Origin of the sequence: Micromonospora sp. 067-2 (assembly GCF_046549295.1) — a bacterium.
In the GTDB taxonomy this organism is placed as follows: domain Bacteria; phylum Actinomycetota; class Actinomycetes; order Mycobacteriales; family Micromonosporaceae; genus Micromonospora.
The window spans coordinates 60,191-83,531 of sequence record NZ_JAJPWB010000011.1 but is presented as its reverse complement, the minus strand read 5'-3'; the positions used below and the strand labels follow the sequence as shown (position 1 = coordinate 83,531).

Here is a 23,341-nt window from a genome sequence, read left to right as displayed (position 1 = left end):
AGGTGGGCCGGGTGAGCGGTCGGTTAGCCTCGGTCACCATGCGTGCGTTCAACCGGGTCGCCTCCCGTACCGCCGTCGAATCGGCGCGGTCCACCCTGGCCGCCCTCACCGTCTCCGTCGGCACCGTCGGGCTCGCCGCCGCCGCCGCGCGGCCCGGCCTGCTGGCCCTGGTCGACCAGCACGCGGCCGCCGTGCGGGACAGCCTCGACGGCGACCGCCGTCCGCTGACCGCCGCGACGCTCGCCGGCTACGCCGAGGGGGTCCGCGCGGCCGCCCTGGAGCACGGGTGGTTGCCACCGAGCGACCCGGTGGACTGGAGCGAGCCGCAGTGGCTGCTCACCCGGCTGCTGGCGGTGTGCGCGCTCGCCCGCTCGCTCGACGACGCCTGACGCGCGGGAAGGGCGCCCGCGTACGACACGCGGACACCCTTCCTCACCAGGCCGTGCCGTTCCGCTGTGCCACTAGGTGTCGCGACCACCGGCCATCGTCGACTGCTCGTCGACCCGGGGCATGGCCTGGGTGCGGTCGCCCCCACGGTCGGCCATCTGTCGCTCCACGTCGCCGCGGCCGGCCGCGTTGGCCTGACGCTGCTGCTGCACCGCCCGGGCCTCCTGGGCCGCGCGGTCCAGCCAGCCGTCCCAGCGCTTCTGCATCGGCCGCACCAGACCACCACCGACACCGACGACCAGGATGCCGCCGACCGTGGCAAGCACCGCGATCAGGACCGGCGTGGTCACCGTGGTGGCGATACCCACCTGGTTCAGCGCGGCGATCACGCCGAGCGCGATGATGAAGATCGCCGTCAGATCGGCCAGGACCTTGCCGTACGAGAGCCCGCCCAGCGCCCCGGTGACCAGATCCCGGGCAGCGCTCGCGATCGCGGCCGCCACCACCACGATGACGATCGCCACGAACGCGCGGGGCAGCCAGGCCACCACGCCGCTGATCAGGTCACTGATGGCGTTGGGTCCCCAGACCCCGAACGCGAACTGCAGCGTGAACAGCAGCACCGCGTAGTACGCCAGTCTGGCCAGAATGTCACTGGCGTCGTACTTCGTTCTCTCCAGCGCGCGTTTGATGCCGCCGCGTTCGACCGCCCGGTCGAAGTTCAACCGTTCCAGAACCGTGTCCACGATCTTGAGGACCGCTCTGGCGATGAGCCAGCCGACCACGAGGATCACGATGAAGGCCACGGCCTTCGGGATGAAGAGCAGCACCGACCTCCAGGTGTCGGCGACGGCGTCACCGATGTCGGCCTGCCTGACCGCGAGGGTTTTCAGCATGATGTCCCTCCTGTCGCATGGACTGCGTCGAGCGCATACCCGACCTCCGGTGCGGCAGTCCGCCCAGCTCGCCGCGTTTTTTCCGACAAGTCGCCGGACAGGGGCCCTGAACTGCCCGAACAGCCGCCAGGGCGGGGTTCGCGACGACCCACCGCCATGATCGGATGCGACCGCCGGACGGCCGGCTAGGCTGCGGACATGCCAGGAACGGTCGGGCGAGTCCCCACGCCAGCAACTCCGGTCCCCGGCGAATCCACCGGTCCCGGCGCTGCCGCCGCCGTGCTCGCCCACGACTGGGCAGGCACCTCGCTCGGGCCGCCCGAGCGGTGGGACCCGGCGATCCGGGCCGTGGTCGAGCTGATCCTCGCCGCGCCGATGCCGATGGCGCTGGCGTACGGCGACGACCTGGTCCTGCTCTACAACGACGGTTTCGCCGAGTTGTTGGGCAGCAGGCACCCGGCCGCCCTCGGCCGCCCGTCCGCCGAGGTGTACGCCGAGGTCTGGGCGCTGCCCGGTGTCGGTGAGGCGATCGAGCGCGCCTACCGGCAGGGCGTGCCGTTCCTGGAGAAGGAGTCCACGCTTCCCATGGCCCGGCGCGGCTCGGGCGTGGCGGCGCAGGCGGTCATCACCCGGAGCTACTCCCCGGTGCACGACAGCGCCGGGCAGATCGTCGGGATGCTGACGGTCGCCGCCGAGACCACCCGTGTCACCGAGCAGTTGCAGAGTCTCAGCGAGGTCGCGGCATCGCTCGCCGGCACCCTCACCCTCGACGACGTGGCCCGGGTGGCCCTGCGGTACGCGATCACCACGTTCGACGCCGACGTGGTCGGGTTCGCCGTCGACGAGGGAGGCGGCGGTTGGCGGATGGTGCGCCGCGTACGCGGCGAGCTGATGGACGAGGCCGACGAGAGGCTGCCGCCGCTGTGGCGACGTGCCCCGGCGGACTGGTCGGCTCCGGTGGTGCAGGCGGCCCGTTCCGGGGTGCCGTCGTTGATCCGCGACGGGCAGCCGCTGCGGGAGACCGCCGTGGACCGTCACGATCAGAAGGTCCGCGCGATGGCCGCGCTGCCCCTGGGCACCTCGGTGGTCCGCGGCGGGCTGGCGGTCGGTTACGGGGTGCCACACACCTGGTCGGCCGCCGAGCAGGCACTGCTGGCCGCCTCGGCCGAGCTGATCGGCCAGGCGGCGGAGCGGGCCCGCCGGTTCGAGACCCAGCACGGCACGGCCCAGCTGTTGCAGCGCAGCATGCTGCCGGAGCACCTGCCGACCCTGCCGCGACTGCGGATCGCGGCACGCTACGACCCGGGGGTGGACGGCAACGCGGCCGGTGGGGACTTCTACGACGCGTTCCTGCTGCCCACCGGCGGGCTGGGTGTCGTGCTCGGCGACGTCGCCGGTCACGACGTGCAGGCCGCGGCGCGGATGGGTCAGGTCCGTGCGGCGCTGCGCGCCCTGGCCCTGGCGGACCCGACCCCGGATGCGGTGCTGGCCGGGCTGGACCGGCTGGTGACCAGCCTGGGCGCGGAAGCGGGCACCCACGAACTGTTCGTCACCGTGGTGTTCGGGGTGGTCGATGCGGAGCGGCGGGAGCTGACCCTCGCCAGCGCCGGTCATCCCCCGCCGCTGATCCGCCGCTGCGGCCCGGACGGCCGCTCCCACGCCGAGTACGTGGACGTACCGGCTGGTCCTCCCCTGGGACTGGGTGGCCGGCCCACCACCACCACCGTCGCGTTCCAGCCCGGCGACACCCTGCTGCTGTTCAGCGACGGGGTGGTGGAGCGCCGCCGGCAGAGCCTCACCGCCGGGTTGGACGCTCTCGGCGACGCGGTCGCCAAGGCCGGCAGTGGTGACCCGCGGGCTCTCTGCGCAGTGGCGACCGCCGCGGTGTCCGGCGGCACCGAGGACGACGTGGCGGTGTTGGCGGTCGAGCACGCGCTCATGCCGAGTCGGTCGGCGAGCATGGAGGTGCCGGCGGAGCCGACCGCGCCCAGCCGGGTCCGGCACTGGATGACCGGCCAGCTCACCGACTGGCAGGTGCCCGAGTCGGTGATCGGCGCGGCGGTGCTCTGCACCAGCGAGTTGACCACCAACGCGCTGCTGCACGCCGGGACCGCCGCCCGGGTGGAGATCGACCTCAGCCCCGAGCGGTTGTTGGTCTCGGTCGCCGACTCCGGCACCCGGGGCACCGTGACCCGGGCCCGGACCGACGCGTTGAGCAGTCGCGGGCGCGGGCTCGGCCTCATCGAGGAGCTCAGCGACGCCTGGGGCACCGACCCGACGGTCCGTGGCTCCACGGTCTGGTTCGAGATCCTCGTCCCGCCGTCCGCGGCCCACTGAGGCCCCGGATGTGAATGGATCAGCCGGCCCCGAGTGGGTAGGAGGACGCCCATGCGCACCGACAGACCCGCCGGGGTCCTCTTCGACGTCGACGGCACCCTCGTCGACACCACCTACCTGCACACCGTGAGCTGGTGGGAGGCGTTGCGCCAGACCGACCAACCGGTGCCGATGGCGACCGTGCACCGGTCGATCGGGATGGGCGCGGACAAGCTCCTGGACCACCTGCTCGGGCCTGAGCGGGACCGCGACGCCGACGGGAGGCTGCGCGACGCGCACGACACCCTGTACGGCGAGTACTGGGAGCGGCTCACGCCGCTGCCCGGGGCAGCGGACCTGCTGCGTGCCTGCGCCGAGCGGGGGTTACGGGTGGTGCTCGCCACCTCCGCCTCCGAGCAGGAGGTCGGCGCGCTGCGCCGGGCGCTGGCCGCCGACGACGTCATCGAGACGGTCACCTCGTCGGCGGACGCCCAGGAGAGCAAGCCGGCCCCGGACATCCTGCTCGCCGCTCTGGAGCAGTCCGGGCTGACCGCCGAGCGGGTGGTCTTCGTCGGTGACTCGGTCTGGGACGTCGCGGCGGCCGGCAAGCTGGACATTCCGTGCGTCGGGTTGACCTGCGGCGGCACCAGCCGCGGCGAGTTGGCCGGCGCCGGCGCGGTGGCGGTGTACGACGACCCGGCCGCGCTACTGCGCACCCTGGACGATTCGCCGGTCACCCGGCCGCGCTGAGGCGCACATCGCTTTCCAGGTCGGAGAGGCTTACGGGTGCGGCCACCGGGGCATGGGTTGTCCCCACCTGCCCCAACCTGTGGGCGCACGGTCGGAGGGTGGCACGGTGGAGCCGGTAGACGTGGCGTTCGCGCTGGTGGGCGTGGGCGCCCTGCTCGCAGGCATCCTGCCCCGGGTGCTGGAGCGACGCCCACTGTCGATGCCGATCGCGTTCCTCGCCCTCGGCATGCTGGTCTTCCTGCTGCCGGTCGGGCTGCCGACACCGGATCCGCTGGCCCATCCCGAGCTGACCACCCACCTCACCGAGATCGGCGTGATCGTCGCCCTGATGGGTGCCGGCCTCAAGATCGACCGGCCGTTGAGCTGGGCCCGGTGGTCGTCCACCTGGCGGTTGTTGGTCATCGCCATGCCGCTGTGCATCGCGGCGGTGGCGCTGCTCGGCTGGTGGTGGGCGGGGCTGGTGCCGGCCGCAGCCCTGCTGCTGGGTGCCGCGCTGGCACCGACCGATCCGGTGCTCGCGTCCGACGTGCAGGTCGGCGAGCCGACCGACGTGGAGGATTCCGAGGACGAGGTCCGGTTCGCGTTGACCTCCGAGGCGGGTCTCAACGACGGGCTGGCGTTTCCGTTCGTCTACGCGGCCATCGCGATCGCCTCGACCAGCCTCGCCCCCCGCGACTGGCTGGCCGACTGGTTCACCGTCGACGTGCTCTGGAAGGTGGGCGTCGGGGTCGGTGGCGGCCTGCTCATCGGCTGGCTGCTCGGCAAGCTGTTCTTCCGGGCCCCCCGCAAGCTGCGGCTGGCCCGGCACGCCGAGGGGTTCCTGGCGCTGGCCGCGACGTTCCTGGCGTACGGGCTCGTGGAGGTGGTCGGCGGGTACGGCTTCCTGGCGGTGTTCGTGGCCGCCCGCGCGATCCGTGCCGCCGAGCGGACCCACGAGTTCCACTCGGTGTTGCACGACTTCGCCGAGCAGATCGAGCGGCTGCTCACCCTGGTACTCCTGCTTCTGCTCGGCGGCGCGATCGTGGGTGGCCTGCTCGCCCCGCTGACCTGGCCGGCGGCGGCCGTCGGGCTGGCGCTGGTGTTCCTGGTCCGGCCGTTGGTCGGCTGGTTGTCGCTGCGGGGAGCGCCGGGCCGACCGTCCGAGCACTGGGTGATCTCGTGGTTCGGCATCCGTGGGGTGGGCTCGTTCTACTACCTGGCGTACGCCACCACGAAGGCCGACTTCGCGCAGGCGGAACTGCTCTGGGCGACCGTCGGGCTGGTGGTGCTGGTCTCCGTGGTGGTGCACGGCGTCGCGGCGACCCCGGTCATGCAGTTGCTGGACCGGGCGGGTGAGCGCACGTCCGATCCGGCCGAACGGGACGATTCCGCCCAGCCTGTGGCCGCGGCCGGGCACGCCTGACCAGCACCCCGGAAAGGGCCAGCCGCCGACCTGCGGTCAGGAGAGGCGGGCCGCCAGGGCGCGCCCGAGGTCCCGACCGGAACGCCAGGCGCTCTGCACCCGGGGCTTGCCGAACGCGTCGCCGGCCAGGCCGATGCCGTCGGCGTCCAGGTGGTAGGTGTCGCCGCCGACAGCGGCGGCCGGCTTCGCGTACGTCCAGCGGTGGACGTGCACGGAGGCGGCCGCCTCCGGCAGCCCCAACACGTCCCTCACGGCCTGCTCGATCGCCGGAGCGGCCCCGGTGGGCTGGGCCAGGTGTCTGGCGGCGAACTCCGGCACGGTGTGCGCGACCAGCACCGGCGCGCCGTCGCCTCGCCGGTCGCCGTCGTCACAGACGAGGTTGAGCACCGGATGGTCGTTGACGAACGCGCCACGGAAGTCCGGCCAGCGTCGGCCCGGAAAGCGCAGCACCGCGGCCAGGGACGGCAGGAAGCGCTGCGCCTGCACGACCCGGGTGGCCTCGGCCAGTGCCGGGTCGACCAGCAGGGCGGCCTGGGGACCCGGCATGGCCAGGGCGACCGCCGCGCACGGCTGACCGTCCACGGCCGGCCCGGGCTCCACGGTGAGCACCAGCCGGTCGACGGTCACCGGCACCGCGCCGGCCAGGTGTTCGATCAGCGAGCGCAGCCCGCGCGGCGCGGCGAAACGCATCGGCCCCTGCACGTCGCGGCGCCCGTCCCGGTCGTACGCCTGGAAGGTGTCGGTCCATTCGCGGACCAGGCCGGCGGCGCGCCACTGCTCGACCACCTCGGCGAAGTCCGGGTCGCTGACGGTGAAGTAGGCGGCACCGATGTCGGCGGGACGGCCCTCGAGGCGTTTGCTGGCCATCCTGCCGCCGCAGACGTGCCCCCGTTCCCGGACCTGCACCGGCACCCCGGCAGCGACCAACTCCACCGCGCAGGCCACCCCGGCGATACCCGCCCCGACCACCACGACGCTCGACCGGTCCACGCTCATCCGGTGATCGTAGGCGTCGGGGGTGCGGCCGGTGGGCATGAAACTGCGGCGATCGGGGTACTGGCACACCTGTTCGAAGAGAGGATGGATAACGATGACGGACCGACGCAACGAGCAGGCCGACCCGAACGGCGCGATCAAGGACCCGGACGAGTGGGTGACCGGCGACGAGCCGCCCACCGCGGCGCAGCAGTCCTACCTGTCGACCCTGGCACGGGAGGCGAACGCCGAATTGCCCGACGACCTGACCAAGGCCGAGGCGTCCAAGCGGATCGACGAGCTCCAGGCCGAGACCGGCCGCGGCCAGTAGTTCCCGCCGGGGGCGTCAGCGGCGAGGGAGGCGGTGCAGCTCGACCCCGGTCAGGCGGCCGGCGCGGATCTCGGCGGTCTGGTAGGTGGCCTGCGGTTGGCTGCGGCGGTCGGTGGGCGAGCCGGGGTTGAGCAGCCGCAGGCCGCCCGGGGCCTCGGTGTCCCAGGGGATGTGCGAGTGACCGAAGACCAGCAGGTCGACGTCCGGGAAGCGGGCCGCGCACCGTTGCTCACGGCCGGTCCGGGACCCTGTCTCGTGCACCACGGCCACCCGCAGGCCGTCGAGGTCGACCCGGGCCACCTCCGGCAGCCGGGCGCGCAACGCCGGGCCGTCGTTGTTGCCGTACACACCGACCAGTCGGCGCGTACGCGCGATGATCTCGTCGAGCAGTGACTCGTCCACCCAGTCACCGGCGTGCAGCACCACGTCGGCCGCCTCGATCGCCGCCCAGAGCGGCTCGGGCAGGTCCCGGGCGCGCTTCGGCAGGTGGGTGTCCGCCGTGAGTACCAGCCGCATCGGGGCATTGTCCCCGGTCAGGACCGCCGCGGCATGAAGTGGGGTGGTGGCGTGCCGAGAGTGCGCAGCGGCGGGTTCTGCTCCATGTCGGTGAGCTGACCGGCGGCGTTGATCAGCCCGATGTGCGAGAACGCCTGGGGAAAGTTGCCCAGCTGCTCGCCGGTCCGCGGGTCGATCTGCTCGGCGAACAGGCCGAGGTCGTTGACGCGGCTGGCCAGCGCCCGGAACAGCTCGTGCGCCCGGTCCCGCTCGCCGGCCATCGCCAGGCACCCCACCAGCCAGAACGAGCAGATGACGAAGCCCGCCGGGTCACCGTCCCAGCGCCGCAGGAGACCGTCGTGGGACAGCCGCTGCTCCACCGCACGGACCGTCGAGCGCATCCGCGGGTCGTGGGCCGGCAGGAAACCCACCAGCGGCATCACCAGCACCGAGGCGTCCAGGTCCTCGGAATCGAAACTCCCGGTGTACGCCCCGAGCCGGTCACTCCACCCCCGATCCAGCACGGTCGCGCGTACCTCGTCGCGGGCGGCCGCCCAACGGGCGACGTCGTCCGGCCCGCCGAGCGTGTCGCCGAAGCGCACCGCCCTGTCCAGCGCCACCCAGCACTGCACCTTCGAGGACACGTGATGGTGCTCGACTCCGCGCTCCTCCCACATGCCGGCGTCCGGGAGTCGCCAGTCCGTCGCGGCCTGGTCGGCGAGCACCCGCAGCACCTGACGCACCTCCGGCTGCATGGGCTCCAACCTGTCGCGCAGCAGCCAGGCCGAGTCCAACGCCTCGCCGAAGATGTCGGTCTGCCGCTGCCGCCAGGCGTCGTTGCCGATCGACACCGGCGGGCTGTCGCGGTACCCGGCGAGCTGGTCCAGGCGGTGCTCGGTGAGGTCCCGTTCCCCCTGTACCCCGTACATGATGGGCACCGGCTCCTCGCCGATCCGGCCCATCGCCCGACTCACCCAGGCGAACTGCCGCTGCACCTCGTCAGCGCAGGCTGACCGCCACAGCGCGCGCAGGGTGAGACTGAAGTCGCGCACCCAGACGTAGCGGTAGTCGTAGTTTCGGCTCCCGCCGAGCTTCTCCGGCAGCGAGGTGGTCGCCGCGGCCACCACCGCGCCGCTGGGTCGGTACGTCATGCCCTGCACCACCAGCCCGCTGCGCCGCACCTGCTCCGGGTAACACCCCTGGTAGGGGTGCTCCCGGATCCAGGACCGCCACCCGGTGACCGTGTCGTCGATCGTCCGATCGGCGTCCGGCACCTCCGGCGGCGGCGCGTCGTAGGTCGGGGCGTACCCCAGGGTGAAGTTGTGCACCGAGCCGGCGCGGGCGGTGAACGTCGCGGTGGCCTCGCCCTCGTCACAGCACAGCCGGATGCTGCCGCGCAGGGTGAGCCGGGCGGCCCCGGCCGTGGCTTCCAGCGTGCCGTCCCGTTCGACCAGGAAAGCGGTGGTGCGCCCGTACTCGAATCGGGGCCGGTAGTGCACCCGCATCGGAACCTCGCCGGAGAGGCTCTGCACGCTACGGACCAGCACCTGCGGCGAGCGCAGGCCGATGTCGTGGCCACGCGACCCGGGCTCGAGTGCGAGCGCGTCGGTCAGTGCCACCTCCCCCTGCCGGGTGCGGAAGACGGTCCGCAGCACGAGGGTGTCGTCGAGGTAGCAGCGGTCGACCGTGTAGTCACCCTCCGGCTGGATCGACCAGTGCCCGGCGCCATCGTCGAGGAGCCGCCCGAACACCGACGGTGCGTCGAACCGACCGGGGCACCACCAGTTCACCGATCCGGAGCGGTCCACCAGCGCCGCGGTGCTGCCGTCGGCGAGGAAGCCGTGATCGCTGATCTGTCCGCTCTGCACCCGTCTGCCTACCCGGGTCGTCCGGGCGCATTCCTGTCGGACCCGGTTTCGCCTTCCGCGGCGGAGCCGGCGTTACCGCGCGGCACAGCCGGGAATCCGGGCGGCTGACGAGGGAGGATGCTCATGACCTCAGCTTCGGGGCCGGCCGCCGCGTGGCGGCCCGGCGCACAGGGCGACGACCTGCTGCCGTCCGGGCCGGCAGGACGCCCGTCGGCGCCGTCCGGGAACGGGCACGGGCCGGAATCCGGACCGCCCACCGTGACGATCGGCTCGTATCCCGACTATCCGGCCGCCCAGCGGGTGGTCGACTATCTGGCCGACAACCGCTTTCCCGTGGAGCACAGCGCCATCGTCGGCACCAACCTCACGCTGGTGGAGACGGTGCTCGGGCGGATGACCACCGGACGCGCCGCCCTGCTCGGTGCCGGCACCGGCGCCTGGTTCGGTCTCTTCATCGGCCTGCTGTTCGGCATCTTCACCGTCGGCAACTGGCTGGCGGTGATCGTGGTGGGGCTGGTCATCGGCGCGATCTGGGGTGCCGTGTTCGGCGCGGTCGCGCACGCGATGACCGGCGGGCAGCGGGACTTCACCTCGGCCAGCTCACTGCGTGCCGGCCAGTACGCCGTGATCGTGGATGCGCAGCTCGCCGAGCAGGCCCGGCAGCTGCTGGGCCGGCTGCAGATGTCCGGCTCGAGCACGAACGCGAGCTGAGCAGCGGGCCCGACCGGCCGTCCCGGCAGTACGCCGGGGCGGCCGTCAGCCGTGGTACGCCAGCTCGCCGGCCCGTAGTGGCACGTCGACACGGTTCTCCGGAGGCGCCAGCGGGCAGGCCCAGCGCTCGTCGTACGCGCAGGACGGGTTGTACAGATAGTTCGCGTCCAGCCGCACGCGGTCGCCGGGCAGCAGCTCGACGCCCCGGCCGAAGGTGCCCTTCACCGTGTCGGTGAGGTACCGGCCACCACCGTAGGTGTCCTGTCCACAGGTGCCGTCACGCAGCGGCACGAACAGCCCTCCCCCGTACGCCTCGATCCACCAGAGGGTCAGCGGCCCCCACGGTGTCTCGGCCACCGCGACCCGCCGGTACGCGACCACTCCGTCCGGGCCGCCGGTGTCCACCCGCAGCTCACCGCTGGCCGACCGCAGTGGCGCCTCGACGACGACCTCCGGGTTGGGCGGGAAGTAGCGCACTCCGGGGAAGCCGGACCGCTGCGCCGCCGGGATCGGGCTCTGCGGATGGGTGGCGAAGAGCCGGTCACGGCCGGCGCGGAACCCGGTCAGGTCGACGTCGGACAGGTACAGCCGGGCCATCCGCTCCCGCCAGTCGGCCAGCTGTAGATCATCCACCCGTCGAGCCTACTGGCCAGTTGGTGAGGACGGCGTCGAGGGCGTCGAGGGCGCGCGACCACGAGTCGGACGTGGCACGCGGGGTGTGCCGGAATCCGCCGGTCCTCTCCAGACTCACGAAGCCGTGCAACGTGCTGTGCATCATCCGTACCGCGTCGGTCTGGTCGGGCTCGGCCAGCCGGTAGCCGCGCAGGATCGCCCGCGTCATCTCCGCGTGTCGGACGCCGGCGCTGGCGGCCGCCACCTCCGGGTCGAGGTCGATCTGCATGGCGGCGTACCGGCCCGGGTGCTGCGTCGCGTAGTCCCGGTAGGCGTTGGCGAAGGCCACCAGCGCGTCCTTGCCGGCACGGCCGGCGAGCGCGGCGGCGACCCGGTCGGCGAGCTCCGCCAGCGCCAGCAGCGCCACCCTGATCCGCAGGTCGTGGGCGTTGCGGATGTGGAAGTAGAGGCTTGCGTCCTTGACGCCGAAGTGGCGGGCGAGCGCCGCGACCGTCATGTTCTCCACGCCCACCCGGTCGGCCAACTCCGCCGCGGCCAGGGTCAGGCGTTCGGCGGTCACCCCTGCCCGAGCCAAGCGCCACTCCCCAAACCTTGTTGTCTTATTCGTTTGCCTAGGAGAGCTAGGCTAGCACCTATGATCCCCACTTCCGAGTCCGCCATCCGCACGTCGTTCGTCAACTGCACCCGCGGCGAGACGAAGCGGTTGGCCCTACCCAACGATCTTGCGACACGGCCCTGGGACGATCTCGACTTCCTCGGTTGGCGGGACCCCTCCGCCCCACAGCGGGCCTACCTGGTCGCCGAGTCCGACACCAGGCTCGTCGGGGTCGCGCTGCGGGTCGCGCAGCAGAGCGGGCGCGTCCGGCGCAGCATGTGCTCGCTGTGCCTGACCGCGCACTCCGGCGACGGCGTCGCACTGATGACCGCGCGCAAGGCCGGTCCGGAAGGTCGCCAGGGCAACTCCGTCGGCGTCTACCTCTGCGCCGACCTGGCCTGCTCGCTCTATCTGCGGGGAAAGAGGACCGGCGGCTGGCGCATCCAGGAGACCCTGACCCTGCCGGAGAAGATCGACCGCACGAAGACGGCCCTCACGGCGTTTCTTCACAGGGTCGCCGAGTAGGTGTTGCGCGGATCTTGGACCACCTACCTCAGGAGACCGCAAATATCCCGGCAACGCCCAGTATCACCATGACCAACACCGCTACCAGCGCGCCCCGTTCGCTCTCCACCGCCGGCTCGCGGTACTCGGTCACGGGGTTCGTCGTCTCGCGGGGCATGGTGTGGTCTCCTCCGTTGTCGGGTAGAACTGTTGGCGGCGGCCAGGTCACCGCTGTAGATCAACCTGGCGTACGGACCCTCGGCCGGGTCCTACCGTGAGGACGTTGTCGACCTCGGGGAGGGCTGGACGGTGCCGTTGCAGGACTGGTTTCTCACCGCGCAGGAACGCGCCAACCCAGTCTCCGGGTTACCCGTCTGGACCAGCGGAAACCTCGCCGAGCCATTGATTCACGGTGCGACGTACTTCGATCGACTCGTCGACGAGGTGGAGGCGCTCACCGAGGGCGACCACCTGTTCTTCACCGACTGGCGGGGTGATCCGGACCAACGGATGCGCCCGGATGGTCCGACCGTGGCCCAACTCTTCGCGCAGGCCGCCCAGCGCGGCGTCGTGGTCAAGGGGCTGATCTGGCGCTCACACCTCGACGTGCTGGCCTACAGCGAGACCGAGAACCGCGACCTCAGCGAGACGATCTCCGCCGCCGGTGGCGAGGTGCTGCTCGACCAGCGGGTCCGGCGCGGCGGCTCGCACCACCAGAAGCTGGTGGTGCTGCGACATCCGGGGGCACCGGAACGGGACATCGCGTTCGCCGGCGGGATCGACCTGTGCCACAGCCGACGCGACGACGCCGCGCACCACGGCGACCCGCAGGCCGTGCAGATGTCCCCCCGGTACGGCTCGAACCCGCCCTGGCACGACGTGCAGCTCGCGGTGCGCGGCCCGGTGGTCGGCGCGCTGGACACGGTGTTCCGGGAACGCTGGACCGACCCGATGCCACTGGACTCCGAGAACCCGATGGCCTACCTGCGGGACCGGCTGCGGGGCGCCGACCTGCGTCCCGACCCGCTGCCCGAGCAGCCGGCCGAGCCGCCGCCCTGCGGGCCGCACCAGATCCAGGTGCTGCGCACCTACCCCGCCGTCCGGCCGCGCTACTCCTTCGCACCCGACGGCGAGCGGACCGTGGCCCGCGGCTACACCAAGGCGGTACGCCGCGCGCGCCGGCTCGTCTACCTGGAGGACCAGTACCTGTGGTCGACCGAGGTGGCCGATCTGTTCGCGCACGCCCTGCGGGACAATCCCGAGCTGCACCTGGTCGCCGTGGTGCCCCGACACCCGGACGTGGACGGCAGGTTCGCGTTGCCACCGAACATGGTCGGCCGTGAGCAGGCGCTGTCGCTGTGCCAGCGGGCCGCGCCGGACCGGGTGCACGTGTTCGACGTGGAGAACCACGCCGGCGACCCGGTCTACGTGCACGCGAAGGTCTGCGTGGTCGACGACGTGTGGGCCAGCGTGGGCAGCGACAACTTCAACCGCCGCTCCTGGACGCACGACAGCGAGTTGTCCTGTGCGGTGCTCGACGACACCCGCGACCCGCGGGAGCCCACCGACCCGGCCGGGCAGGGCGCCGGGGCTCGGGTCTTCGCCCGGGACCTGCGGCTGCGGCTCTGGCGCGAGCACCTGGACCGCGATCCGAACGGCGCGGACGACGCCGACCTGCTGGACCCGGCGGATGCCGTCGAGGCGGTCACGGCCGCCGCTGACAAGCTGCAACAGTGGTACGACGACGGCCAGGTGGGCGACCGTCCGCCCGGCCGGCTGCGCCCGCACCGCCCCGAACGGCTGCCCTGGTACACCCGCGCCTGGGCGTTGCCGGTCTACCGGCTGGTCTACGACCCCGACGGCAGACCGCTGCGCGCCAGGCTGGCCGGCACCTGGTGAGCCGACCGGGCCGCTTCGGGCACCCCAGCCGGGCCCGGGTGAACGCTCAGCCCTCCCGGGTAGGCGAACGAGGAGCGCGGCGAGTAGTAGCCGAAGCCGATGGTCAGCGGGTTGGCCGGGCGTAGCGCGTACATCGGGTGCGTGGGTTGCAGGAACTCCACCGACTCGATCTCGAACGGCGCGACCGGTTCCGCCACGAACGGGTAGACGGCGCTGAGCAACTGACCGTCGCGCCGGGTGAAGTAGCGGTGGTGCCCGCTACTGATCACGTGGCCGGTCTCCCCCACCCGACAACGGGCCCGGATCAGCGGCGCCCCGTCGCCCTCGGTCTCGGAGAGCAGGTCCTGGCCGATCACCTGGATGCGCGTCCGCCCGGCGAGCGCCGGTGCGCCACGGGCGGTGGCGTACTCCCGGACCCGGCGACTGGAGGCCACGTAGTGGGTCCACCAGCCCCCTGGGTTGAGCCCGCCGGGCGCGTCCACGCCGACGAGTGAGATGCCCAGGTAGGTCAGCGAGTAGGCGCCGAAGCCGGAGGTCTGCGTCTCGTCGTCGACGATGTACTGGTTGAGGAAGACCTGCCGGTCCGGCCGGGGGCGCAGCCCGGGCGGAACCAGGGCGGCGACCGCGTCGGGATCCGCCGGCAGCCAGCTGAAGTAGAGCGTGCGGCTGTTGACGACGAGCTGGGGAGCGGCTGGATCGAGCACGGTGCCTCCGAACCGGGTGTGTACACGGAACGGTACGGCGGGTCCCGTCGACGGGACAACGACGGATAGTCGACACATCGGCCCCGATGTCGGATTTCATGTTGACCGCTCGGTCGAGCGGGGAACCCGACCGGCCGACTCATCGGAACGACCGGGCGGCGAGACGTGGGCCGTAAAACTGGTAAGGGTCCTCACCACTCACCGATGTTCGTCCCTTTCAGTCCTTTCCTGCCTGGAAATACCTTAAGTACATCAGCCTTTCGGCTGGATTTCGGGGAGACGATCAGGTTAAGGTGAGTCCCGAACGGCCCATGCGAAGTTAAACCAAAAGCGTCACGTCTTTTATCCGCGGACGAGGTGCAGGGAGGACCACCCATGACCGCGCCAACGATCACCGAGCAGCCGACCACCACAGCCAAGAGCACCCCGAAGCTGAACCCGCGGGCAAACACCGACAGCGCCGCCGACCTGCTCAACGCGATGGCCGCGCTGCCCGTCGACCACCCGTCGCGCGCCGCTCTGCGGGACCGGGCCATCGAGGCCTGGCTGCCGCTGGCCAACCACCTCGCCCACCGCTACAGCGGGCGCGGTGAGCCGACCGACGACCTCGCGCAGACCGCCGCGATCGGCCTCATCAAGGCGATCGACAAGTTCGACCCGTCCCGCGGCGTCGACTTCGCCGGGTACGCCATTCCGACCATCATCGGCGAGCTCAAGCGGCACTTCCGCGATCGCACCTGGGACATCCGGGTGCCCCGCCGGCTCCAGGAGCTGCGGCTGGCCATCTCCGACGCCAACAGCTCGCTGCTGCAGACCCTCGGTCGCTCGCCGACGGTCGCCGACATCGCCGCCCACCTCAAGCTCACCGAGGAAGAGGTGCTGGAGGGCCTGGAGGGCGCCCGCGCGTACAACGCGGTGTCGCTGTCCACCCCGACCGGCGACGGCGAGCGGGCCACCGAGCTGGGTGACATGCTCGGCGGCGACGACACCGAGTTCGAGTTGGCTGAGCTGCGCGTCGCCATCGGCCCGGCGCTGGCCACCCTCGACGAGCGGGAGCAGAAGATCCTCACCCTGCGGTTCTACGGCAACCTGACGCAGTCGCAGATCGCCGACCAGATCGGTGTCTCGCAGATGCACGTCTCCCGGCTGCTGGCCCGGGCGCTGACCAAGCTGCGCGGCCAGCTCGACGGCACGTACTAGATCATTCGACGGTGCAGGGCCGGGTCCGTGGACCCGGCCCTGCATTGTGCGCACCTACTGTCACGCTCACGTGACACTGCGTCCGACCCGGTCGGGTCGCCTCGATCTGTGCGACCCGACCGGCCCGGTCAGCGGCCGGCCGGCTGCCGCCACATCGGCCAGAACGGCGTGCCGTCGGGCACCCGGAACGGCTCGCCGGCCCGGTAGCCGTGCCGCGCGTACAGGTCGCGGCTGCGGGGGCTGCTCGCCTCCAGGTATCCCGGCATTGCGTTCGCGTCCAGCCAGGCGTGGTGGTGTTCGATGAGCGCGGTTCCCAGCCCCTGTCCCTGCCGGCCGGGTCTGGTCGCCAGGAAGGCCATGTGGTGATGATCCTCGTGCGGGTGGTTCGCCTCGAACAGCTCGTCGAGATGCTGGAAACGGTCGGTCCACTCGCCACAGGCGGCGGCGAGCCGGGCGTCGTAGTCCCCCGGCGGCGGGAGCGGCTCGCCGACCAGCGGGAACCAGACCGCGACGGCCGCCCGGTCCGCGGTGGCGTGGACGAGGCCGTGCCGCATCGCGTGCTCGACCAGGATCTCGAAGTCGCCGGCCAGCACGGCCTCCCGCTTGCTCGGGTCGGGCACCAACCAGGACGTCACCTCCAGGGCGACGAACGCCTCGGCGATCAGCCCGGCCACCAGCGCGGCGTCGTCCGGCCCCAGCCGGTCGATACCCACGCTCATCGGGAAACCTCCGCGTCGGCGGGCGCCGAGGGCTTCTCCACCGGCTGCACGGCGGCCGCGGCGCTCGCCGCGCCGAGGCCGATCCGGGCGTACGTGTCCGGGCGGCTGCTGCGCAGCACCAGCGCCCAGCCGATGCCCAGCACGGCCGCCACCGGGTACACGGCGGGCAGCGCCCAGCGCAGGGTGGAGTCCGGTGCGACACCGAGCAGGTCGGCGAAGTTCGACACGGCCAACCAGATGACCACGAAGAGCGCGATGGTGGCCAGGGCGGGTGCGACGGCCCGCCGCCAGAGGTTCTCGCCGCCGCCGCCGGAGCGGGCGAAGTAGGCGATCACCGCGACCGACGTGGCGGCGATCAGCAGCAGTACGCCGAACCCGCCGGTGGTGCCGACCCAGAAGAACAGCTTGACCACCGGGTCCCAGCCGTTGGCCGCGTAGAGCAGGATGACCACCAGGCCGAGGACGCTCTGCGCCACCGAGGCGGCCCGCGGGGCGCCGCTGCGCGGAGAGGTCTGCCCGAACACCGCCGGCAACACCCGCTCCCGGCCGAGCGCGAACGTGTAGCGGGCCGTGGTGTTGTGGAACGAGATCATCGCGGCCAGCACCGAGGTCAGGAAGAGCGCCTGGCCGATCGTGACGGCGGTGTCACCGAGGTGCTCCCCGGCCAGGTTGAAGATCAGCCCGACGCTCTGCTCGCCAGCCGCGGCGACGATCTGGTCCGGTCCGACGGCGACCGTCATGGTCCAGGACGACAGGGCGTACAGGGCGGCGATGATCGCCACCGAGAGGTACGTGGCCAGCGGTACGGTCCGCTTCGGGTCCTTGCTCTCCTCGCTGAAGACCACCGCGGACTCGAAGCCGACGAAGCCGAGGATGGCCAGCACCAGCACCGCGCCGACCCCCGGCACGAACAGGTTGTCCGGCGAGAACGCGGCGAAGCTGACCTCGCCGCCGGCCGGGTTGCCGATCTGTCCCAGGTCGAAGACGAGGATCACCACGATTTCGGCGACCAGCAGTGCGGCCAGGACCAGGCCGTTGAGGTCCACCCGGAGCAGGCCGAGCAGCCCGACCAACGCCCACGCCACCAGCGCCACGATGGACCAGTGCGGGTGGCCGCCGAAGATCCGGTCGAGCACCGGCTCGGCGGCGACGCCGATGGTGCCGTACAGCCCGACCTGCAGCGCGTTGTACGCGATCAGCGCCACCCAGGCGGCGCCCACGCCGGCCGGTCGGCCCAGACCACGGGAGATGTAGGCGTAGAAGGCGCCGGCGTTCTCCACCTGGCGGGACATGGCCACGTAGCCCACCGAGAACAGGGCGAGCACCGCGGCGATCAGCAGGAAGGCCAGCGGGATGCCGGTCACGCCGACCACGCCGTAGCCGGTGGTGACGACACCCGCCACCACGGTCAGCGGCGCGGCGGCGGAGAGGACGAAGAAGATCACCGAGGGAACGCCGAGGCGGCCTCGGGCGAGGGCTTCCGAGACGTTGCTGGGTCTGTCGACTGTCGATGTCGGGGGCATACGACTACTCCGGTTGTCGAGGGGAGAGGAGGGGGTTACCGGGGGGTTCAGGGGACGCCACGCAGCACGGCGGCGCCGACGGCGGCCTCGGTGTGCGCCACGAGTTCCTTCAGGGGTGCCGGCAGCGCGGGGATGAGCACGCTCAGCCGGTGGTGGGCGCGGGGCCCGGCGCTCCACAGCACCTCGCGGGTCAGCCCGGCGGCGACGACCAGGCCGAGCAGCAGGGCGTCCGGCACGCTCGGCGGCTCCGGCCGGTCCAGCAGTGCCCGCAGCCGGGTGGCCGGCCAGGCCACCGCGTTGAGGTCGATCGGCAGATAGCTGACCGAGGTGCGCAGCAGGCGGCGGCTCTCCTGGCGGCGCAGCACGCCGGCGCGGGCGAGCCGCTCCCCCACCGAGGTCGTGGCACTCTGCGCCAGGAAGCTGAGCCAGGTGCGGACCGCCTGATGCTGGGACTCACCGATCAGCTGGTCGAGCACGGTGTGCGCCAGCGCGTCGGCCGGTGGACGCCGGTCGATGACGGTGAGCTGTCCGTTCGAGACGGTGACATGTCCATACAGGATTAACTCGCCGAGCAGCCCACCGGCCAGCCCGAGCCCGGTCGCCGCCGGGTGCAGTTTGGCCTTTCCGCGGCTGTCGTTGTGGGCGATCAGGAAGAACTCGTCGGCGATGAGCAAACGGTCCTCCCGCACGGTTCTGTCCACAGTGATCGCGACCGGGAAAGGATGCACCGACAGCTACTGCAATGCAACTCCCAGATTTGAAAGTTGCACTCCGTGCAGGCGCGACCTGCGGATCTTGTCGTGACAGACTCGGACAGTGATCGTCACCCCCGCCAACCGACCCGCCGCCAGCCCGACCGTGCGCCGCCGACGCATCGCTCGGGAGCTCCGCCAGCTCCGGGAGCGCGCGGGCATGACCCTCGACGTGGCCGCCCGCCAGCTCGACATGTCCAAGAGCAACCTCTCCCGGATCGAGACCGCGCAGATCGGCATCAAACCACGCGACGTCCGGGCGGCACTGGCGCTCTACCAGGTCACAGGGGCCGACGCCGAGGCACTCATCGAGATCGCCCGGGGCGCGCAGCAACGCGGCTGGTGGCAGAACTACAGCGACGTACTGCCCGAGTGGTTCGAGTTCTACGTGGGCCTGGAGGCCGAGGCGGCTGCGCTGCGCACGTACGAGGCCGAGTCGGTGCCCGGTCTGCTGCAGACCGAGGCGTACGCCCGGGAGATCTACCGGCGTACCGCCGGCGAGGACGGGCTGGAGCGGAAGGTGGCCGCCCGGTTGCACCGGCAGGAGGTGCTGCGCCGCGACGATCCGGTCGAGTTGTCGGTGGTGCTCAACGAGGCGGTGCTGTTGCGCCCGGTCGGCGGCACCGCCGTGATGGCCGAGCAGTTGGTCCACATGAGTCTGATCGCGCAGTTACCCAACGTCACAATTCAGGTACTACCGTTCGCTGCTGGCGGGCATCCCGCGATGAGCACGCCGTACGTGCTCCTCAACTTCGCCGACGCCGCCGACGCGTCCGTGGTTTACCTGGATAACCTCACGATCGGACTGGCACTGGAAGAAGCCGATCAGGTGCTCGGGTATAGCCTTCTGCACGAGGAGCTGTGCCGGACGGCACTCGATCCGGTGGCGTCGTTGACCCGCATCGAGCAGGCTTCTCGTAACTTTGCGTGACCGCGTCTGCGGCACGTTGACGCAGACGAGAGGCATGGCGGATGACGGCGTTCGACCTGACACGGGCGAACTGGCGCACCAGCACGCGCAGCAGTGGCAACGGCAACTGCGTGGAGGTCGCGACAGCCGACGGTCAGGTCGCCGTCCGGGACAGCAAGGACCGCTCCGGTCCGGTGCTCGCCTTCGGCCCCTGCGCGTGGCGTACCTTCCTGCGCGGCGTCGGCCAGGTGCGGCCCGACTGAGCCGCCACGGCCGGTGCGAGACTGGGCCGTGCTCTCTGACGTGACCCTGGACCTGCCGGTACGCCCGGTGCTGCCGGCGCTGGTCGCGGCGCTCGACGCCGCCGGCGCCGGAGTCCTGGTGGCTCCGCCGGGCACCGGCAAGACCACACTCGCGCCGCTGGCCGTGGCCGACCGGGTGACCGGCCGGGTCGTGATCGCACAGCCCCGCCGGGTGGCCGCGCGTGCCGCGGCCCGGCGGATGGCCGAGTTGCTGGGCGAGAAGGTCGGTGATCGCGTCGGCTACGCGGTACGCGGCGAGCGCCGGGTCGGCCCGTCCACACGGGTGGAGGTGGTCACCACCGGTCTGCTGGTCCGCCGGTTGCACTCCGACCCGGACCTGCCCGGCACGGGCGCCGTGCTGCTCGACGAGTGCCACGAGCGGCACCTCGACGCCGACCTCGCGCTGGCCTTCACGGTGGAGGCACGGGCCACCCTCCGGCCGGACCTGTGGCTGCTGGCAATGTCCGCCACCCCCGACACCGACCGCTTCGCCGCGCTGCTCGGCGGCGCCGGCCCGGCCCCGGTCGTACGGGCCGACTCGGCGCTGCACCCGGTGCGGCGGATCTGGGCGCCGCCACCCCGGCAGATCGCCCCACCCGGTGCCGGGCCGGTGGACAGGTCACTGCTCGACCATGTGGCGGCCACCGTGCGGCGGGCCCTGCGCGAGCACGACGGCGACGTGCTGGTCTTCCTGCCCGGCGCCGGCGAGATCGCAGCGGTCACCGGTCGGCTGGCCGACCTGCGGGACACCGTCGCGCTGCTTGCGCTGCACGGCCGCCAGCGCGGCGCCGAGCAGGACGCGGCCCTGCGTCCGGCCGATCGCCGCCGGGTGGTGCTGGCCACCGCGCTGGCCGAGACCAGCCTGACGGTGCCGGGCGTGCGCGTGGTGGTGGACGCCGGGCTGTCCCGGGTACCCCGCATCGACCTCGCCCGCGGGCTCGGCGCGCTGGTCACCGTGGCTGTCTCCCGAGCCGCCGCCACCCAGCGGGCGGGCCGGGCCGGTCGGGAGGCCCCCGGCCTCGTCTACCGCTGCTGGTCCGCGGCGACGCACGAGCGGCTGCCCGCCCGGGCGGAGCCGGAGATCGCCACCGCCGACCTGACCGGCTTCGCGCTGGAACTGGCGGCGTGGGGGCGCCCGGACGGCGTCGGGCTCGCGCTGCCCGACCCGCCACCGGCGGCGGCGATGGCCGTGGCCCGGGACACGCTCGTCACCCTGGGCGCGGTCGAGATCGATGGCCGGATCACGGCCCGGGGGCGGGCCATCGCCGCCGCCGGCGCGCACCCGCGACTGGCCCGGGCGCTGCTCGACGGCGCCGGTCGGGTGGGTGCCGACCGTGCGGCCGAGGTGGTGGCCCTGCTCTCCGAGGAGAGCGCCGCCGGCCCGGGTGACGACCTGGTCGCCGGCTGGCGACGGCTACGCGGCGGGGCCGACCCGGGCGCGACCGCCCGCTGGCGCACCGAGGTACGCCGGCTGCGCGCCGCGCTGCCCTCCGGCGGCTCCCCACCCGGCTCGCGAGGCCTCACCGATGACCTGGCCGCCGGGTTGCTGGTCGGGCTGGCGTACCCGGAACGGCTGGCCCGGGTCCGGCGGCCGGGCGGGTCCGCGTACCTCATGACGGGTGGGACCGCCGCGGAACTGGCGGCCGGGTCGGGGCTGACCGGGTCCGACTGGCTGGCGGTGGCCGTCGCGGACCGCACCCCCGGCGCGCCGTCGGCGCGGATCCGCCGGGCCACCCCGCTGGACGAGGCGACGGCCCGGGAGGCCGCCGGGCCGCTGCTGTCCACGCGTCAGGAGGTCGGCTGGTCCGACGGCGACGTGGTGACGCGGGAGGTGACCCGGCTGGGCGCGATCGAGCTGCGGGAGCGCCGGCTGGACCGCCCGGACCGGGCCCAGGTGGCGGCGGCGCTGCTGACCGGCCTGCGCCACGAGGGGCTGAGCCTGCTGGCCTGGACGCCGGCGGCCCGGGCGCTGCGCGAGCGGCTGGCGTTCGGCCGGCACCATCTCGGTGACGAGTGGCCGGACGTCGGCGACGAGGCGCTGCTCGCCACCGCGCCGACGTGGCTCGGGCCGGAACTGACCGCCGCCCGGCGCCGCGCCGACCTGGCCCGGGTGGACGTCGCCTCCGCGCTGCGCCGGCTGCTGCCCTGGAAGCAGGCCGCGCGGCTGGACGAGGTGGCGCCGGAGCGGATCGAGGTGCCCAGCGGTTCACGGATCCGGGTGGACTACGCCGACCCGGCGGCGCCGGTGCTGGCGGTGAAGTTGCAGGAGACGTTCGGCTGGCCGGCGGCTCCCCGCATCGGCGACGGGCGGGTCCCGGTGTTGCTGCACCTGCTCTCCCCCGCCGGGCGGCCGGTGGCGGTCACCGCCGACCTGGCGTCGTTCTGGCGCACCGGGTACCCGCAGGTCCGCGCCGAGCTGCGCGGTCGCTACCCCCGGCACCCGTGGCCGGAGGACCCGGGCGCCGCGACGCCCACCCGGCGCGTCACGCCACGGCGGCGGTGAACGCCGGTCACTCCTCCACCACGTCGGCCACCACGACGGTGACGTTGTCCGGCGCGCCGGCGTGCAGTGCCAGGTCGATCAGCTTGTCGGCGCACGCGGCGCGGTCCGGATAGCCGGTGAGCACCTCGGCGAGAGTGTCCGGACGGACCACGTTGGAGAGGCCGTCGCTGCACAGCAGCCACCGGTCGCCGACCCGGGGCACCATCGTCGCGTACGACGGGGAGACATCGTCGCCCTGGAGCGCCTGGGTGACCACCGCCCGGCGCGGGTGGCTGCTCGCCTGGTCGGCGGTGATCACACCCTGCTCCACGAGCATCTGGACGAAGGTGTCGTCCCGGGTGACCTGTTTGAGCACGCTCTCGCGGAACAGGTAGGCCCGGGAGTCGCCGACGTGGGCGAGGGCCAGGCAGCTGCCGGTGCGGGCGAAGAGCAGGGCGGTCAACGTGGTGCCCATGCCCTGACGCTCGGGATCCTCGGTCACGGCCTGCCGGATCCGTGCGGTGGCCAGCGCGATTCCGCCCTGGAGCGCGGCCACCAGGGCGTCTTCGGGGGTCTCCACGTCCAGCGGCGCGAACGCGTCGATGGTGAGGGCGCTGGCCAGGTCACCGGCCGCCATCCCGCCCATGCCGTCGGCGACGGCCACGAGCCAGGTCCCGGCGTGCAGGGCGTCCTGGTTTCCACTGCGGATCAGCCCACGGTCGCTCGTTCCCACGGAACGCAGCTTCAGGGTCATGGGAGGCAGCCTGCCAGGCGGAGGGCGCAGTTGTCTCTAGGAGATCAGGACGACGAGGCGTGGCGCGGCCAATCTCACGTGTCCGCACCGGCGCGTCGCGGTGCCGCGTCCGGCGTCGCCGGTGGCCCGTGGCCCTCGTCGGGCACCGAAAGCCATCCAGTCAGATCGATTGACAGGACGCGTCGCCCCTGGAAACATCGAGCCGACGATTGGGAGCGCTCCCAGCTCTCGCC

Annotated in this window: 24 protein-coding genes; 12 read left to right on the top strand and 12 right to left on the bottom strand. The window is 72.5% G+C overall.

Annotation, left to right across the window (positions count from 1 at the left end; genetic code table 11):
• Window positions 1-38: 38 nt before the first annotated feature.
• On the top strand, window positions 39-389 hold the full coding sequence (locus tag ACLJN9_RS25330) for a DUF6401 family natural product biosynthesis protein (protein ID WP_410814081.1): 351 nt from the start codon (window positions 39-41) through the stop codon (window positions 387-389).
• A 72-nt stretch (window positions 390-461) separates the two neighbouring features.
• On the opposite strand, the gene ACLJN9_RS25325 is transcribed toward ACLJN9_RS25330, so the two are convergent.
• A complete protein-coding gene (locus tag ACLJN9_RS25325) occupies window positions 462-1,283 on the bottom strand; it encodes a mechanosensitive ion channel family protein (RefSeq protein WP_410814080.1) in 822 nt (273 codons plus the stop codon).
• A gap of 198 nt (window positions 1,284-1,481) precedes the next feature.
• Here ACLJN9_RS25325 and ACLJN9_RS25320 point away from each other — a divergent pair, with 198 nt between their 5' ends.
• The 3 genes from ACLJN9_RS25320 (at window position 1,482) to ACLJN9_RS25310 (ending at window position 5,751) form a co-directional block, all read left to right on the top strand.
• The gene (locus ACLJN9_RS25320; protein WP_410814079.1) at window positions 1,482-3,620 is read left to right on the top strand and encodes a SpoIIE family protein phosphatase; all 2,139 of its coding nucleotides are present in this window, start codon (window positions 1,482-1,484) and stop codon (window positions 3,618-3,620) included.
• A gap of 51 nt (window positions 3,621-3,671) precedes the next feature.
• Window positions 3,672-4,349, top strand: coding sequence for an HAD family hydrolase (locus tag ACLJN9_RS25315; protein WP_410814077.1), 678 nt, complete (start codon window positions 3,672-3,674; stop codon window positions 4,347-4,349).
• Window positions 4,350-4,455: 106 nt separating this feature from the next.
• The gene (locus ACLJN9_RS25310) at window positions 4,456-5,751 is read left to right on the top strand and encodes a cation:proton antiporter (protein WP_410814076.1); all 1,296 of its coding nucleotides are present in this window, start codon (window positions 4,456-4,458) and stop codon (window positions 5,749-5,751) included.
• Window positions 5,752-5,787: 36 nt separating this feature from the next.
• Here ACLJN9_RS25310 and ACLJN9_RS25305 read toward each other — a convergent pair whose 3' ends face one another.
• Window positions 5,788-6,747 carry an NAD(P)/FAD-dependent oxidoreductase gene (locus ACLJN9_RS25305; protein ID WP_410814075.1) on the bottom strand — a complete coding sequence of 320 codons (960 nt, stop codon included), beginning with the start codon at window positions 6,745-6,747 and terminating at the stop codon, window positions 5,788-5,790.
• Window positions 6,748-6,841: 94 nt separating this feature from the next.
• Between ACLJN9_RS25305 and ACLJN9_RS25300 the strand changes: the two genes are divergently transcribed.
• Window positions 6,842-7,057, top strand: a complete 216-nt coding sequence (locus tag ACLJN9_RS25300; RefSeq protein ID WP_410814074.1) for a DUF3072 domain-containing protein — start codon at window positions 6,842-6,844, stop codon at window positions 7,055-7,057.
• A 15-nt stretch (window positions 7,058-7,072) separates the two neighbouring features.
• On the opposite strand, the gene ACLJN9_RS25295 is transcribed toward ACLJN9_RS25300, so the two are convergent.
• Both ACLJN9_RS25295 and ACLJN9_RS25290 read right to left on the bottom strand, forming a co-directional pair.
• The gene (locus tag ACLJN9_RS25295; RefSeq protein WP_410814073.1) at window positions 7,073-7,573 is read right to left on the bottom strand and encodes a metallophosphoesterase family protein; all 501 of its coding nucleotides are present in this window, start codon (window positions 7,571-7,573) and stop codon (window positions 7,073-7,075) included.
• 17 nt (window positions 7,574-7,590) lie between these two features.
• Window positions 7,591-9,420 (bottom strand): glycoside hydrolase family 15 protein, encoded by a 1,830-nt coding sequence (locus ACLJN9_RS25290; RefSeq protein ID WP_410814072.1) that lies wholly within the window; start codon window positions 9,418-9,420, stop codon window positions 7,591-7,593.
• Between the two features lie 123 nt (window positions 9,421-9,543).
• Between ACLJN9_RS25290 and ACLJN9_RS25285 the strand changes: the two genes are divergently transcribed.
• Window positions 9,544-10,131, top strand: coding sequence for a general stress protein (locus ACLJN9_RS25285; protein WP_410814071.1), 588 nt, complete (start codon window positions 9,544-9,546; stop codon window positions 10,129-10,131).
• 45 nt (window positions 10,132-10,176) lie between these two features.
• On the opposite strand, the gene ACLJN9_RS25280 is transcribed toward ACLJN9_RS25285, so the two are convergent.
• Both ACLJN9_RS25280 and ACLJN9_RS25275 read right to left on the bottom strand, forming a co-directional pair.
• Window positions 10,177-10,764, bottom strand: a complete 588-nt coding sequence (locus ACLJN9_RS25280; protein ID WP_410814069.1) for a DUF1684 domain-containing protein — start codon at window positions 10,762-10,764, stop codon at window positions 10,177-10,179.
• On the bottom strand, window positions 10,757-11,323 hold the full coding sequence (locus ACLJN9_RS25275; RefSeq protein WP_410814068.1) for a TetR/AcrR family transcriptional regulator: 567 nt from the start codon (window positions 11,321-11,323) through the stop codon (window positions 10,757-10,759). The genes ACLJN9_RS25280 and ACLJN9_RS25275 overlap by 8 nt, the downstream gene beginning before the upstream one ends.
• A gap of 75 nt (window positions 11,324-11,398) precedes the next feature.
• On the opposite strand from ACLJN9_RS25275, the gene ACLJN9_RS25270 reads away from it, so the two are divergent.
• Window positions 11,399-11,884, top strand: coding sequence for an FBP domain-containing protein (locus tag ACLJN9_RS25270; protein ID WP_410814067.1), 486 nt, complete (start codon window positions 11,399-11,401; stop codon window positions 11,882-11,884).
• 28 nt (window positions 11,885-11,912) lie between these two features.
• On the opposite strand, the gene ACLJN9_RS25265 is transcribed toward ACLJN9_RS25270, so the two are convergent.
• Window positions 11,913-12,041, bottom strand: a complete 129-nt coding sequence (locus ACLJN9_RS25265; protein ID WP_255421212.1) for a hypothetical protein — start codon at window positions 12,039-12,041, stop codon at window positions 11,913-11,915.
• 131 nt (window positions 12,042-12,172) lie between these two features.
• Between ACLJN9_RS25265 and ACLJN9_RS25260 the strand changes: the two genes are divergently transcribed.
• Window positions 12,173-13,762: a phospholipase D family protein gene (locus tag ACLJN9_RS25260; RefSeq protein ID WP_410814066.1), complete on the top strand. Its 1,590-nt coding sequence runs from the start codon at window positions 12,173-12,175 to the stop codon at window positions 13,760-13,762.
• Here ACLJN9_RS25260 and ACLJN9_RS25255 read toward each other — a convergent pair.
• Window positions 13,711-14,466 (bottom strand): hypothetical protein, encoded by a 756-nt coding sequence (locus tag ACLJN9_RS25255; RefSeq protein ID WP_410814065.1) that lies wholly within the window; start codon window positions 14,464-14,466, stop codon window positions 13,711-13,713. The two genes, ACLJN9_RS25260 and ACLJN9_RS25255, sit on opposite strands and share 52 nt — an antisense overlap.
• Before the next feature lie 375 nt (window positions 14,467-14,841).
• On the opposite strand from ACLJN9_RS25255, the gene ACLJN9_RS25250 reads away from it, so the two are divergent.
• On the top strand, window positions 14,842-15,666 hold the full coding sequence (locus ACLJN9_RS25250; protein ID WP_410814063.1) for a SigB/SigF/SigG family RNA polymerase sigma factor: 825 nt from the start codon (window positions 14,842-14,844) through the stop codon (window positions 15,664-15,666).
• Window positions 15,667-15,794: 128 nt separating this feature from the next.
• On the opposite strand, the gene ACLJN9_RS25245 is transcribed toward ACLJN9_RS25250, so the two are convergent.
• Genes ACLJN9_RS25245 through ACLJN9_RS25235 form a run of 3 tightly spaced genes read right to left on the bottom strand, consistent with a single transcriptional unit; the run spans window position 15,795 to window position 18,597 of the window.
• Window positions 15,795-16,385, bottom strand: coding sequence for a GNAT family N-acetyltransferase (locus ACLJN9_RS25245; protein WP_410814062.1), 591 nt, complete (start codon window positions 16,383-16,385; stop codon window positions 15,795-15,797).
• Window positions 16,382-17,908: an APC family permease gene (locus ACLJN9_RS25240; protein ID WP_410814061.1), complete on the bottom strand. Its 1,527-nt coding sequence runs from the start codon at window positions 17,906-17,908 to the stop codon at window positions 16,382-16,384. The genes ACLJN9_RS25245 and ACLJN9_RS25240 overlap by 4 nt, the downstream gene beginning before the upstream one ends.
• Before the next feature lie 47 nt (window positions 17,909-17,955).
• Window positions 17,956-18,597: a GOLPH3/VPS74 family protein gene (locus ACLJN9_RS25235; RefSeq protein WP_410814059.1), complete on the bottom strand. Its 642-nt coding sequence runs from the start codon at window positions 18,595-18,597 to the stop codon at window positions 17,956-17,958.
• Between the two features lie 169 nt (window positions 18,598-18,766).
• On the opposite strand from ACLJN9_RS25235, the gene ACLJN9_RS25230 reads away from it, so the two are divergent.
• From ACLJN9_RS25230 to hrpB, 3 genes are read left to right on the top strand one after another with little or no spacing between them, the layout of a single operon-like run.
• Window positions 18,767-19,591 (top strand): helix-turn-helix domain-containing protein, encoded by an 825-nt coding sequence (locus ACLJN9_RS25230; protein ID WP_410814323.1) that lies wholly within the window; start codon window positions 18,767-18,769, stop codon window positions 19,589-19,591.
• Between the two features lie 41 nt (window positions 19,592-19,632).
• Window positions 19,633-19,833 (top strand): DUF397 domain-containing protein, encoded by a 201-nt coding sequence (locus ACLJN9_RS25225; RefSeq protein ID WP_410814058.1) that lies wholly within the window; start codon window positions 19,633-19,635, stop codon window positions 19,831-19,833.
• 28 nt (window positions 19,834-19,861) lie between these two features.
• Window positions 19,862-22,375 carry an ATP-dependent helicase HrpB gene (hrpB, locus tag ACLJN9_RS25220; RefSeq protein ID WP_410814057.1) on the top strand — a complete coding sequence of 838 codons (2,514 nt, stop codon included), beginning with the start codon at window positions 19,862-19,864 and terminating at the stop codon, window positions 22,373-22,375.
• 7 nt (window positions 22,376-22,382) lie between these two features.
• On the opposite strand, the gene ACLJN9_RS25215 is transcribed toward hrpB, so the two are convergent.
• On the bottom strand, window positions 22,383-23,108 hold the full coding sequence (locus tag ACLJN9_RS25215) for a PP2C family protein-serine/threonine phosphatase (protein ID WP_410814056.1): 726 nt from the start codon (window positions 23,106-23,108) through the stop codon (window positions 22,383-22,385).
• Window positions 23,109-23,341 lie beyond the last annotated feature (233 nt).